Origin of the sequence: Trinickia dinghuensis (genome assembly GCF_003367175.1) — a bacterium.
Classification (GTDB): Bacteria; Pseudomonadota; Gammaproteobacteria; order Burkholderiales; family Burkholderiaceae; genus Trinickia; species Trinickia dinghuensis.
This window is the reverse complement of sequence record NZ_QRGA01000005.1, coordinates 231,852-243,751: the sequence shown is the minus strand read 5'-3', so window position 1 is coordinate 243,751 and position 11,900 is coordinate 231,852. Positions and strand designations below refer to the sequence as shown.

At 65.2% G+C, this 11,900-nt stretch carries 13 protein-coding genes; 2 read left to right on the top strand and 11 right to left on the bottom strand.

Annotated elements, in window-relative coordinates:
* Positions 1-18 precede the first annotated feature (18 nt).
* The 6 genes from DWV00_RS09370 to mltG form a co-directional block, all read right to left on the bottom strand.
* Positions 19-756: an ankyrin repeat domain-containing protein gene (locus DWV00_RS09370; protein ID WP_115533289.1), complete on the bottom strand. Its 738-nt coding sequence runs from the start codon at positions 754-756 to the stop codon at positions 19-21.
* Positions 757-829: 73 nt separating this feature from the next.
* Positions 830-1,621 (bottom strand): TatD family hydrolase, encoded by a 792-nt coding sequence (locus DWV00_RS09365; RefSeq protein WP_115533288.1) that lies wholly within the window; start codon positions 1,619-1,621, stop codon positions 830-832.
* A 57-nt stretch (positions 1,622-1,678) separates the two neighbouring features.
* Positions 1,679-2,206, bottom strand: coding sequence for a GNAT family N-acetyltransferase (locus DWV00_RS09360; protein ID WP_115533287.1), 528 nt, complete (start codon positions 2,204-2,206; stop codon positions 1,679-1,681).
* Between the two features lie 64 nt (positions 2,207-2,270).
* Positions 2,271-3,305 carry a DNA polymerase III subunit delta' gene (locus DWV00_RS09355; protein ID WP_115533286.1) on the bottom strand — a complete coding sequence of 345 codons (1,035 nt, stop codon included), beginning with the start codon at positions 3,303-3,305 and terminating at the stop codon, positions 2,271-2,273.
* Positions 3,306-3,381: 76 nt separating this feature from the next.
* Positions 3,382-4,002 (bottom strand): dTMP kinase, encoded by a 621-nt coding sequence (gene tmk / locus DWV00_RS09350; protein WP_115533285.1) that lies wholly within the window; start codon positions 4,000-4,002, stop codon positions 3,382-3,384.
* Positions 4,003-5,019 (bottom strand): endolytic transglycosylase MltG, encoded by a 1,017-nt coding sequence (gene mltG / locus DWV00_RS09345; RefSeq protein ID WP_115533284.1) that lies wholly within the window; start codon positions 5,017-5,019, stop codon positions 4,003-4,005. It lies immediately after the preceding gene.
* A 78-nt stretch (positions 5,020-5,097) separates the two neighbouring features.
* Here mltG and ygfZ point away from each other — a divergent pair, with 78 nt between their 5' ends.
* Both ygfZ and DWV00_RS09330 read left to right on the top strand, forming a co-directional pair.
* Positions 5,098-6,126 carry a CAF17-like 4Fe-4S cluster assembly/insertion protein YgfZ gene (ygfZ, locus tag DWV00_RS09340; protein ID WP_115533283.1) on the top strand — a complete coding sequence of 343 codons (1,029 nt, stop codon included), beginning with the start codon at positions 5,098-5,100 and terminating at the stop codon, positions 6,124-6,126.
* A 452-nt stretch (positions 6,127-6,578) separates the two neighbouring features.
* Complete coding sequence (locus DWV00_RS09330; RefSeq protein ID WP_115533282.1) at positions 6,579-7,394, top strand: NRDE family protein; 816 nt, start codon at positions 6,579-6,581, stop codon at positions 7,392-7,394.
* A 30-nt stretch (positions 7,395-7,424) separates the two neighbouring features.
* Here the strand turns inward: DWV00_RS09330 and DWV00_RS09325 are convergent, their stop codons facing one another.
* From DWV00_RS09325 to DWV00_RS09305, 5 genes are all read right to left on the bottom strand, one after another.
* Positions 7,425-8,285, bottom strand: a complete 861-nt coding sequence (locus tag DWV00_RS09325; RefSeq protein WP_115533281.1) for an SDR family oxidoreductase — start codon at positions 8,283-8,285, stop codon at positions 7,425-7,427.
* A gap of 103 nt (positions 8,286-8,388) precedes the next feature.
* Complete coding sequence (locus DWV00_RS09320) at positions 8,389-9,387, bottom strand: NADP-dependent oxidoreductase (protein WP_115533280.1); 999 nt, start codon at positions 9,385-9,387, stop codon at positions 8,389-8,391.
* 80 nt (positions 9,388-9,467) lie between these two features.
* A complete protein-coding gene (locus tag DWV00_RS09315; protein WP_115533279.1) occupies positions 9,468-9,986 on the bottom strand; it encodes a PaaI family thioesterase in 519 nt (172 codons plus the stop codon).
* 45 nt (positions 9,987-10,031) lie between these two features.
* Positions 10,032-10,334, bottom strand: coding sequence for a Dabb family protein (locus DWV00_RS09310; RefSeq protein WP_245964797.1), 303 nt, complete (start codon positions 10,332-10,334; stop codon positions 10,032-10,034).
* Between the two features lie 111 nt (positions 10,335-10,445).
* On the bottom strand, positions 10,446-11,891 hold the full coding sequence (locus tag DWV00_RS09305; protein ID WP_181885401.1) for an efflux transporter outer membrane subunit: 1,446 nt from the start codon (positions 11,889-11,891) through the stop codon (positions 10,446-10,448).
* Between the last annotated feature and the right edge of the window lie 9 nt (positions 11,892-11,900).

Sequence of the window (11,900 nt, the reverse complement as noted above, 5' to 3'; positions counted from 1 at the left end):
AGCCGAGGCCAAAAACGATCATTTTGCACCGTTTTGAGCCGGAGCAGACGCTCCCGCTGCCCCCGATGCCGTCGCCGCCTGGCGCGCGTACATGTCCTGCATGGCTTTGATGACGTCCGGGGCGTGGTAGTGCTTCGCGAAATCGAGCGCGGTCAAGCCGATTTGGTTCTTCACGCTCGGATCGGCGCCCGCATCCAGCAGCACCTTGACGGTCGACAGGTAATTGCCGCGCGCGGCCATCATCAGCGGCGTCGTGCCGTTCGGGGAACCGGCGTCGACATAGGCCGATTTGTCGAGCAACAGCTTGACGATGTCGTCATGGCCGTTCGCGGCCGCGTAGTGCAGCGGCGCCCAGCCCTTCTTGTTGACTTCGGCACCCTTGTCGATCAAGGCTTTGACGAGCCCGGTGTCGCCGTTCAGCGCCGCGAGCATCATCGCGTTCTCGCCCGCCGCGTCGGTCTTCTCGATGTCGGTCTTCGGATCGTCCATCAAGGCTTTGGCGACCTTATCCGACTTCTCCCGGGCCGCCAGCACGATCAGCGGCATGCCTTGCGGGTCCGTCGCGTTCGGATCCGTTCCCTGGGACAGCGCTTTTTGCACCGCGTCCACGTCGTCGAACTTGACTGCCTTGATGAGCGAATCGAAGCTGGACGCGTGCGCGGTCAAGGCCAGCGACGCCAAGGCTCCGGCGCAGGTCAGCGCCAGGCCGCGCAGCAAGCGTCGAGAAACGGATGGGAGCGACGGAGCGGTATGCATATTCAAGTGGTCTTCCTTTGATGGGTCGTATCGGTATCAGGGAGTATCGAGTATCAGCGGTAAGCGATTCGGATCAAACGGCGCCCGGCGCCGGGATGCCGAACAGGCGAAAGAAATTTTGCGTCGTCGCGGCACCGAAGTCGGCATCCGCCATGCCCCGCGCTTGCGCGATGAAGCGTCCGACATAACTCACGTACGCAGGTTCATTCGGTTTTCCACGATATGGCACGGGCGCCAGATACGGGGAATCCGTTTCGATCAAGAGCCGCTCGAGCGGCACGCGGCGCGCGACGTCTTGGACGTCCGTGGCGCTCTTGAACGTGACGATACCCGAAAGCGAAATGTAAAAATTCTGCGCCAACGCTTGTTCCGCCACGGACCACGGCTCCGTAAAGCAGTGCATGACGCCGCCCGGCACGTGCGCCTCCTCTTCGGACATGATCCGCAGCGTGTCGTCGCTCGATGCGCGCGTGTGGACGATGAGCGGTTTCATTACGGCCTTCGCGGCACGGATATGCGTGCGAAAGCGCTCACGCTGCCACTCCATGTCGTCGATGGACCGCCCTTCGAGACGGTAGTAGTCGAGCCCCGTTTCGCCGATCGCGACGACCTTCGGGTGCGCCGCCAGCTCGACCAATTCGGCGACGGTCGGCTCCCGCGCATCCTCGTGATCCGGGTGCACGCCCACCGACGCGTAGACGTTTTCATAGGCGGAGGCGACCTCGAGCACGCTCGGCAGCGTTTCGAAGTCGACGCTGACGCATAGCGCGTGGGTCACGTCATGCGAACGCATGTTCTCGAGCACCTGCGGCAGGCGCTCGACGAGACCTTCGAAATTGATATGGCAATGTGAATCGACGAACATCGTATCTCTACACCTTCGGTCAGTTCGGGTTGGTCCGCGGCTCGGCGCGCAGGGCGTTCAGGCGGCGGGTTTGCCGATGCGGCGGCCCAGAATCACGAGGTCGCGCTCGACGCCGTCGAGCACGGCCACGCGCGGCAAGTTACCCCAGTCTTCAAACCCGCAGCGGCGGAACAAAGCGAGGCTCGCCACGTTGTGTCCAAAGATAAAGCCCAGCAGCGTATCGATCCCGAGCGCCGGGGCTGCGTCGAGCGCGGCCGCCACGAGTCTCGTGCCGAGTCCGCGGCCGCGCGCGCTTTCGTCCAGATAGATGCTGATCTCGGCAGTGCCTGCATAGGCCGGCCGGCCGTAGAAATCGGAGAAACTGAGCCAAGCGGCGATGCGCTTGCCTTCGTTGCCCGGGGCCTCGTTTTCGATGACCCACAACGGGCGCTTGCTCGGCCCATGCTCGTGAAACCACGGCAGACGGCTTTCGACCGTGACGGGTGCGAGGTCGGCCGTCACCTCGCGCGAGGCGATCGTCGAGTTATAGATGGCGACGATCTCGGGTAAATCGTCGAGCGTCGCGTCGCGGTAACTAACGTGCATGGCAATGGGTCTCGTGTTCTTAGCTTTCGTGGCTTTCGTATCGTATGAATGGGGCCGGAAGCGCTTAGACGAACAGGTCTCGATAGCCGAGAAACAGCGCTTCGAAAACGAGCCGCGCGTTCAGCGGATGGTTTTCGACCGCTCGCTCGCGCGTCACCGTCTTCATGAAGCGCGCGAACGCGTTCGCATCGATGCGCTCGGCGCAGCGCGTCAGCTCGCGTTGCGCCGCCGGGAAATACCGGGGCCGTTGCGCCGCACGTTCGGCCACGAGATCGTAGAGCCAACGCTGGAGCCAGCCGAGCACGACGGGCACCGGCAGCTTCTGTAAGGCTTCGGCGCAGGCAAAGGCATCGCACTCGGAGCCCGCGGCCAATTGCTTGAGCGTGAAATCGCGCAACGGGCGGTTCTCGTCCGCCGCCAGCGCCAATGCCGCGAGCGGCGCGCCGCCGGCCTCCGCGAGCAGTGCGCCGGCATCGGCCGCGCCTTGCTCCGCGAGCCACGCACGGGCCTGATCGGGCGCCGGCGTCGACATCGGCCACTGCCGGCAGCGGCTGATGATCGTCGGCAGCAAGCGATCGACGCGCGCGGACACGAGCAGAAAGACGACGCCGGCCGGCGGCTCTTCGAGCGTCTTCAGCAGCGCATTGGCCGACGCCGCGTTGAGCGCCTCGGCAGGATACACGAGCACGACACGCGCCCCGCCCCGGTGGGCGCCCACGCCGCAAAAGTCGAGCAGCGCACGCACCTGCTCGATCTTGATTTCCTTGCTCAGCGTGCGTGTTTTCTTGCCCTCTTCGGCATCGGCCTTCTCCTTCTCTTCGGCCGCCGCCGCGGTACCCGCCGCTTCGCCTGCCAGCGCCTCGGGCAGCAGGGCCCGGTAGTCGGGATGATTGCCTTGAACGAACCAGTTGCACGCGGCGCACTGCCCGCACGGCTCGCCGTTCCCAGCCGGCGCTTCGCAGAGCATGCCCTGGGCCAAGTGCTGCGCGAAACGCAGCTTGCCGATGCCCGCCTGCCCGTACAGAAGCAAGGCGTGCGGCCACTGCGCGCGCAGGCGCTGCAGGCGGTTCCAGTCGTCGTGCTGCCACGGGTAGATCATCGTCGAGCCTTGGAGAGCATAGGGGGCGTTCGCTTCGTGTCGTGATTCGTGATTCGTGCTTCGTGCAGGAGGCCGGTCAAAGGGCGTCGATGACGTCGCCGAGCACCGCGCGGATCCGTTCGATGCTGCTCGACGCGTCGACGATCGCGAAGCGATGCGGCGCTTCCTCGGCCCGGCGCAGATACTCGGCGCGCGTTCGCGCAAAAAACGCCTCGGTCTCGCTTTCGAACTTGTCGGGCGAACGCGCGGCGCCGCGGCGCTCGCTCGCCGTTTCGGTCGGCAAATCGAACAAGACCGTCAGATCGGGCTGAAAGCCGCCCTGGACCCAGCGCTCGAGTGCCTCGAGCTTGTCGCGCGGCAGGCCGCGCCCGCCGCCCTGATAGGCGAAGGTCGCGTCGGTGAAGCGGTCGGACAGGACCCAATCGCCGCGCGCGAGCGCCGGCTCGATGACTTGAGCCAAATGTTCGCGCCGCGCCGCGAACATCAGCAGCGCCTCGGTCTCCAGATCCATCCGCTCGTGCAGCAACAGCTCGCGCAGCGTTTCGCCGAGCGGCGTGCCGCCCGGCTCCCGCGTCGTGACCACGGCGCGTCCGGCCGCGGCCACTTTTTCTTCGAGACGCTCGCGAAACCAGGACAGATGCGTCGTCTTGCCCGCCCCGTCGATCCCTTCGAACGTGATGAACTTGCCTCGGGCCATTTATTGCTGTCCTCGGATGTATTTGTCGACGGCACGGTTGTGGTCGCCGAGCGTGTCGGAAAACACGCTGCTCCCGTCGCCGCGCGACACGAAATAAAGCGCGCTCGTGGGCGCGGGGTTCAGCGCCGCCTGCAGCGACGCCACGCCGGGCAGCGCAATCGGCGTAGGCGGCAAGCCGCGGCGAGTATAGGTGTTGTAAGGCGTATCTTGCTGCAGGTCGCTCTTGCGCAAGTGACCATCGTAGCGCTGCCCGAGGCCGTAGATCACGGAAGGATCGGTTTGCAGCGGCATGCCGATCCGCAGCCGGTTCGCGAAAACGGCCGCCACGAGCGGGCGGTCGCTCGACTTGCCCGTTTCCTTTTCGATCAGCGAGGCCACCGTGAGCGCCTCGTACGGCGTACGATACGGCAGACCCGGCGCGCGGGCCGCCCAGGCCGCCGTCAACCGCTGCTGCATCAGCTGATAGGCACGCCGGTAGACGTTCAGATCGCTCGTTCCTTTGTCGAACAAATACGTATCGGGGAAAAACAGCCCTTCCGCGCTCGCCGCTTGAGCGTCGCTCGCGCCGATGGCGGCGAGCAGTTCGGCGTCGCTCATACCGGCCGTGTCGTGGCGCAGCGCCGGGCTGGCGTCGAGTTCCGCCCTCATCCGCTTGAACGTCCAGCCCTCGATGACCGTGACGACCGATTCGTTGACGTCGCCCAAGGCGAGCTTTTGCAGCACCTCGTAGGGCGTGACCCCGGTGTGGAATTCGTAGTTGCCCGACTTGAGCCGGCTCTCCAGGCCTAGCAGGCGTGTCATCAGGATGAATGCCTGGGGCACGATCGGTACGCCGCCGTGGTCGAGCTGCGCCGTCACCCCGCGCACGGTGCTATGCGGTTGAATCGTCACGTCGACGGTGGCGGCGGACAGCGCGAGCGGCCGGGTGGCCCAGTAATAGCCGCCCACGGCGGTGAGCAGGGCAAACAGCACGAGAACGACTACCACGAAGGCGAGGCATTTCTTCAGCAGGGACATGCGAAACAAGGCTCGGATGGACCCCATATAATACTTGTTCGCCTCAGCCGAAGTCAGGATTGACTAGTCACCTATTTCATGAACGAACCAAACGCCCCCGTTTCCCCCGCCGCCGAGTTCGACGCGGTCCTTTCGCGCGGCGCATTCATGCCGCTCGATCAGTTCGGCGTCATCGACGCGATCGGCGACGATGCCGCGAGCTTTCTGCATGGCCAGCTCACGAACGACGTCCAGCATTTGGATGCGGCCAGCGCGCGCCTGTCGGGCTACTGCTCGCCCAAAGGGCGGCTGCTGGCCTCGATGCTCGCGTGGCGCGTGGCGGACACGATCCGCCTGCTCGTGTCGAAGGAACTCACCGCGGCCGTGCAGAAACGGCTGTCGATGTTCGTCCTGCGCGCGAAAGCGAAGCTTGCCGACGCCACGGAATCGGTCGCGATCGTCGGATTCGCGGGCGACGTGCGTGCGCCGCTCTCGCGGCTGTTCGACGCCCTGCCCGACGGCGTGCACGTGCATGTCGCCGGCCCGGCCGGTTCGCTGATCCGCGTACCCGATGCCGTATCGCGGCCGCGCTACCTGTGGATCGGGCCGAAAGCGCTCGTGCAGGAGCGGCTGGCCGTACTCGAGGGAGAACTCGTTCGAGCGTCGCCGGCGGTTTGGGATTGGCTCGACATCCATGCGGGCGAACCGCGCATCACGCAAGGCGTGCTCGAACAGTTCGTGCCGCAGATGATCAACTTCGACGTGATCGGCGGGATCAACTTCCGCAAGGGCTGCTATCCGGGGCAAGAGGTCGTGGCGCGCAGCCAGTATCGTGGGACGATCAAGCGGCGCATGGCGCTCGCGCATATCGCCACCGGCGCGGGTTCGGGTTCGGCCGAGGCCGGCGGCGATGCGGTACGGCCGGGCGTCGAGTTGTTCCATTCCGACGATCCCAGCCAGCCGTGCGGGATGCTCGTGAACGCGGCGCCGGCGCCTCGGGAGGGCTTCGATGTGTTGGCTGAGGTCAAGCTCTCGGCGCTTGAAAACGGCACCGTGCACCTTGGCGCGGCAGACGGCCCGCTACTCGCGTTCCTGCCGCTGCCGTATGCGCTGCCTAGTGAGGTTTGAGGGCTGCCACACCGAACAGAGGCCGTATAGCACGACGCGCGATAGCAATCCCTATCAGCGAAAGCGCGAAGCTGACGACGAACATCGTACCGATGACGATCGCGGCATTGCGCGTGATGCCGATAGCATGACCCACGACGAAGAGCGGGTGGAACGTCTCCCACCCGTTTCCGTAAAGGAACCAGTCATTGATGAACGGGGTGTTTGCTAGCCCGACGTAAACCGGGAGCGTTAGGAGCGCCGCCAGGGTGGCATCGATTAGGATGCACCTAATACTGCGGCGGAGCGGAGAAATGGACGTTGCGTGCACCAAGCGACTCCTGAGGACAAAACTTCTACTCTCTCCGAAGTCTGTCTAGTCAATCGCTCTAATGCTTGGCTTTCAGACCGATTCACGTACAACGACGAATGTTCCGACTGATGTCCTCTGCCACGCACGCCCGAACCATTCCATGTGCCTGATCGTATTCGACTGGCGGCCCGATGCCGCAAATGGTGCGCTGCTCACGCTTGCCGCCAACCGCGACGAATTTCTCTCGCGCGCAAGTTCCCCGCTCGATTGGTGGGGCGACGCTCCGAATGTGCTTGCCGGGCGCGATCTCGTGGGCTCGGGCACGTGGCTCGGGCTTGCGCGCGACGGACGCTTCGCGGCGCTGACCAACTATCGCGACCCTGGCGCGTTTCGCCGCGACGCGCCGACGCGCGGAACGCTCGTCGCGGATTATCTGACCGGGTCGGTGCTCGCACCGCTCGACTATCTAAGCGACGTGGCCGAGCGAGGCGCGCCCTATAACGGTTTCAATTTGATCGTCGGGGATCTATCGCGGCGCGAACTCGGCTGGTACTGCAATCGCGCCGGTACCGCGCCCTCACTATTGCCGCCCGGCGTCCACGGCATTTCGAACGCAGTTCTCGATACGCCATGGCCGAAGCTCGTGCGCAAGCGCGCCGAACTCGGCGCATTGGTCGAGCGCGAAGGCACGCCTGCACTCAATGCGCTGATCGAACTCATGCGCGACCCGCGGGTCGCGGCCGACGAAGATCTGCCCTCGACGGGTATCAGCCTCGAACGCGAAAGGCAGTTATCGGCCGCATTCATCGAAACACCCGACTACGGCACGCGAGGAACGACGGCGCTGCGCGTTCGGATACGTGACGCAGCGCTTGAAGCAGAGATGATCGAGCGCAGCGACGACGACGGCTCGCACAACATCACGCGCCCGGGCGGCTTCGAGCGCCGGTTCGCGTTCGATGTGGTCTCGTCCTAGTCGTCCTAGCGGCGCGATCGCGTTGCTTGTTCAAGCACTGCCGGGCGGCGGCACCGATGGATCGGTCGGTGCCCGCATCTGCTCGATATCTTCATGGCGGACCCGCACGCTCGGCATGATGGCCGGATGCGTGACGACATAGAAGCGATCCGCGCGCACGGCATCGAACGTCGCCTCGGCGATATCGGCGGCGGTAAGCCGGCCCGCGCGTACCGCCTTGCGCAGTTCTCTTCCTGCAAGTACCTGCGATGCCGACGGCGCTGCCTCGTTGCGCCACCGAGCAGGCCGGGCACGCTCCGATTCGGCGATGCCCGTCGGCGCGAATGCCGGGCACAACAGCGAGCATCCGACCGGCGCACCCGTCCGGCGAAGGTCGTGGTACAGCGTTTCAGTCAGCGCCACGACCGCATGCTTCGACGCGTTATAGACACCCATGGCCGGCGGCGAGATCAGACCCGCCACCGAAGCCGTGTTGACGATATGGGCCGGCTCGTTTTGCCGCAGCATGATCGGCGTGAACGCACGCACGCCATGGGCGACACCCATGACGTTGACGCCGAACACCCACGACCAGTCGTTCGCGGTCATCTCCCAGACGAATCCGCTCGAACCGACTCCGGCGTTGTTGAACAGCAGATGCACCTTGCCGTAGGCATCGAGCGTGCGATGCGCGAGTGCGTCGACCGATGCGCCGTCCGATACATCGGTCGGTACCGCGATCGCGTCGGCCCCCGTGGACCTGAGCGACTCGACGACATCGCCGAGCGCATCGGCGTCGATATCGGCCAGCACGAGCTTCATTCCCAGTTCGGCACCCTTTTGCGCGAACGCGCGGCCGAATCCGCTCGCGGCGCCGGTAATGACGGCGACCTGCCCGTCGAATCGTTCCATGCGTGCCTCCCTGTGCATTGTTATGGACGTGGCGCTCGTGCCTTGCGTAAGCGGGCCAGCACGCAATCGTACGATCGCGCAAGCGTAGCCTAACGACGGATCGTCAGGCGATCTTGACCAGTTGCTTGCCGAAGTTCTTGCCTTGCAGCAACCCGATCAGCGCATCGGGCGCGCGCTCGAGGCCTTCGACGATGCTTTCCCGATAGCGCAGCTTCTTTTGCGCGACCAGCGTGGCGAGCGTGCCGAGCGCTTCGGGCCATAGGTCGAGGTGCTCGGTGACGATGAAGCCCTGCACGAGCAGACGCATCGTCAAAATGATCGACGGCTGCTTGATCGGCACAGGCTGCCCGTCGTAGCCCGCGATCATGCCGCAGACGGCGATCCGGCCGAACGGGTTCATACGCGAGAGCGTCGCGTCCAGCGCTTCGCCGCCCACGTTCTCGAAGTATCCGTCGACGCCATCCGGCGTTGCCGCTTTCAAATCCTGATAGAGATTGCCGGCTTTGTAATCGACGCAGGCGTCGAACCCGAACGCCTCGACGACGTACCGGCACTTCTCGGGACCGCCCGCGATACCCACGGCGCGGCACCCGGCGAGCTTGGCCAACTGGCCGACGACGCTGCCCACCGCGCCGCTGGCCGCGCTGACGACGACGGTTTGGCCCGCGCGCGGAGCGATGATCTTGTTCAGCCCGTACCATGCCGTCACACCCGGCATGCCCGCCACGCCAAGGTAAGCCGTGAGCGGCACCAGCGCATCGTCGATTTTGCGGACACCGACGCCGTCGGATGTCGCATAGTCCTGCCAGCCGAAGATACCGGTCACGTTGTCGCCGGCCGTGAAGCCTCGATGCTTCGATTCGACGACTTCGCTCACCGCCGCCCCGATCATGACGTCGCCCAGCGCTTGCGGCGCCGCGTACGACTTCGTGTCGTTCATGCGGCCACGCATATACGGGTCGATCGACAGATACCGGTTGCGCACGCGGAACTGCCCCTCGGCCAGCTCGGCGAGCGGCGCTTGCTCCAGCTTGAAGTTATCGGGGGTGACAGCGCCTTGCGGGCGGGATGCCAGCACGATGCGGCGATTGATTTGAGTCATGGCGACTTTTCTCTCCGATTCGCGAATGGACGGGAAAACGGCGACGAAAACGCGCGGCGAGCCGGCGTGGGGGCTTGCGCTCAGCCGTCGCTCGGACCAGGCTTGGCGCCGGATGGACGGCGCCGCTTCTGCTCGACGACCTCGCGCCCCACTGCGAGCCGCCGCATGTACTTGAACGTACCGAGCGCCTTCGCGACGAAATGACCGCTATCGTCGCGCACTTCGCCTTCGCAGTACGCCATCGTGGTCGAACGGTGCAGCACGCGGCCGAACGCGCGCAACTCGCCTCGCCCCGGCTGCATGAAGTTGACCTTCATCTCGACCGTGACGACGCCCACGCCGTCGTCCGCCAAGCTGCGCGCGGCGGTGGCCAGCGCAACGTCGGCGAGCGTCATCGTTACACCGCCGTGAGCGACGTGCCACGTGTTCATCTGCGTATCGGCCAGCGTCAGCGCGACCTCGCTTTCGCCGTTCGCCGCCGAGATCAGCCGAACGCCTAGATGATCGACGAACGGGCTCTCGATTGCGCGTTCGCGTTCGGCTGACTGCGAGCCCTGCGAGGCCGGGGCGGCCGGTGGTACCGGATGCTCGGACGTCATCGGTTCGTGCTCTTCAACATGCTCGTGAACCTACTTCCACGCGCATCAAACTTCGTAATCGACGCACTCGCGCGACTCGCGCACGGCGGTGACGAATTGCTTCAGCGCCATGTGCGTCGGATGGACCTGGTAGGCATCGAGCGCGGCTTTGTCGGCGAAATCGGAAACGAGCACGACGTCATAGGTCGATTCGAGCCCAGGCGCGGCGAGGCCCACTTCGAGGTGAAGGATGCCCGGCACGATGTCCCGGCAGCCTTCGAGCCGCTCCTTCAGTTTCACCGCGTTCTCGGCGCGGCTCGCGCCCTCCGCGGCTTCCTTCAACTTCCACATGACGATGTGACGAATCACCTTACTTGCTCCTTGACGCTGCGATTGCCGAAACTTCGGCGGTAGCGACGGATGATACTCGCTTCGAGGGAACTGGAAAGTCCGCCGAGTGGCGAGTATCCCGCTTGGCCGCTAGCCTCCCCCAAGCGCCAGGAACAAATCGACGCGATTCTCGAGTCGTGCCACATGGTTCCTGAGCCGATCGAGACCGGCCGATCTCTCGGCGCGCTGAGCCTCGAGCCAGGGTGCCGCATCGGTCGCGCCGAGATCGAAGCGTGCGCGCGCATCAGCGGTGGCCAGCGTGGCGTCTTCGAGTGCGAGCGTGCGCTGCGTGGCTTGCGCGTCGAGTTGAGTCTTGGCGGCCAATGCGTTTTCGACGTCGGCCAACGCACGATAGAGCTGCTTTCGAAACTCGATCGAAGCCTCATCGAATTCGGTTTCGGAAACCGCCGCCTTCAACCGCACGGTATTCCATTGAATGAACGGCAGCGCGAGCGCCGTGCCGAACGAGGCAATCGGGTTTTGCAACGTGCGCACGAGCATGTCGCTGCTCGTGCCGAACTCGCTCGTCAGCGAGAGGCTCGGGTAAATCGCGGCGCGCGTGAAATCGACATTGGCCAATCGTGCGCGCAACCGCAATTCCGCCGCGCGCAGGTCCGGCCGCCGGGCGAGCACCAAGGCCGGCAGGCTGGCGGGAACTTCCGGTAAGTTCGCGCCGCTCAAACGTTCAGGCTCGGCCCCCCGCTCCTCGGGCAGCCTATCCAGCAGCGCCGCCAACGCGTTGCGTTTCGATTCGCGGTCCATTCGCCATTGCGCTTGCTCCGCTCTCAAGACGGCAAGCTGCCGGCGCGCTTGCGCCAGATCGAGCGGCGATGCCGCACCGGCCCCCAGCCGGATCTCCATCATCGCCACCGTCCGGGCGGCGTCGGCAATCGAAGCCTCGCCAAGGGCAATGGATTCGTTCGAAGCGCCTATTCCCCAATAAAGCTTAGCCGTCGTACCGATCAACAGGAGCGCGGCGGCCTCGCGATCCGCCTCGCTCGCCTGAGCGCGCCAGGTCGCTTCGTCGCGCCGTGCCGCCAGTTTTCCCCATAGATCGAGTTCGAAGGACACCGTCGCATTGACGCCCGCCGACAAGCGCGCCCGATCGGCATCGAACGCGCGCATCGCGTACGCCTGCGCCGCCAGTTTGGCCCGCGGGCCCGACTCGGCGTCGACGAGTCCCGCCGCAAGCTGCGCCCGCCGCACGCGAATGGCGGCAATGGAGAGATCGGCGTTCTTCGCCAGGGCCTCGTCGACGAGCTTATCCAACGCGGCATCGCCGAATGCTTGCCACCATCGGCCCGCGTTCGACTCGGCCGACGAAACGACGGATATATCGCGCGGCGTCGCATCGGATGCGCCGAGATGCGGCGAACTCGGCACATCGCCGATCGCTTCGGATTGGGCCTTCCACCTCGCCGGCAGATCGGGCGAAGGCAATGCCGTATGACGAACCGGCGATACGCATCCCGCAAGCGGCGCCGCGACCATCGCTGCCACCACGGCCGCACACGGGCCTCGCATAAAGGACTTCATTTCGGCCTC

Bases quoted from the DNA above. Each gene is read 5' to 3' on its own strand.
- DWV00_RS09305 (WP_181885401.1), bottom strand. From the start codon at position 11,891: ATGAAGTCCTTTATGCGAGGCCCGTGTGCGGCCGTGGTGGCAGCGATG.
- DWV00_RS09330 (WP_115533282.1), top strand. From the start codon at position 6,579: ATGTGCCTGATCGTATTCGACTGGCGGCCCGATGCCGCAAATGGTGCG.
- DWV00_RS09320 (WP_115533280.1), bottom strand. From the start codon at position 9,387: ATGACTCAAATCAATCGCCGCATCGTGCTGGCATCCCGCCCGCAAGGC.
- DWV00_RS09365 (WP_115533288.1), bottom strand. From the start codon at position 1,621: ATGTTCGTCGATTCACATTGCCATATCAATTTCGAAGGTCTCGTCGAG.
- DWV00_RS09360 (WP_115533287.1), bottom strand. From the start codon at position 2,206: ATGCACGTTAGTTACCGCGACGCGACGCTCGACGATTTACCCGAGATC.
- DWV00_RS09315 (WP_115533279.1), bottom strand. From the start codon at position 9,986: ATGACGTCCGAGCATCCGGTACCACCGGCCGCCCCGGCCTCGCAGGGC.
- ygfZ (WP_115533283.1), top strand. From the start codon at position 5,098: ATGAACGAACCAAACGCCCCCGTTTCCCCCGCCGCCGAGTTCGACGCG.
- DWV00_RS09370 (WP_115533289.1), bottom strand. From the start codon at position 756: ATGCATACCGCTCCGTCGCTCCCATCCGTTTCTCGACGCTTGCTGCGC.
- tmk (WP_115533285.1), bottom strand. From the start codon at position 4,002: ATGGCCCGAGGCAAGTTCATCACGTTCGAAGGGATCGACGGGGCGGGC.
- DWV00_RS09355 (WP_115533286.1), bottom strand. From the start codon at position 3,305: ATGATCTACCCGTGGCAGCACGACGACTGGAACCGCCTGCAGCGCCTG.
- mltG (WP_115533284.1), bottom strand. From the start codon at position 5,019: ATGTCCCTGCTGAAGAAATGCCTCGCCTTCGTGGTAGTCGTTCTCGTG.
- DWV00_RS09325 (WP_115533281.1), bottom strand. From the start codon at position 8,285: ATGGAACGATTCGACGGGCAGGTCGCCGTCATTACCGGCGCCGCGAGC.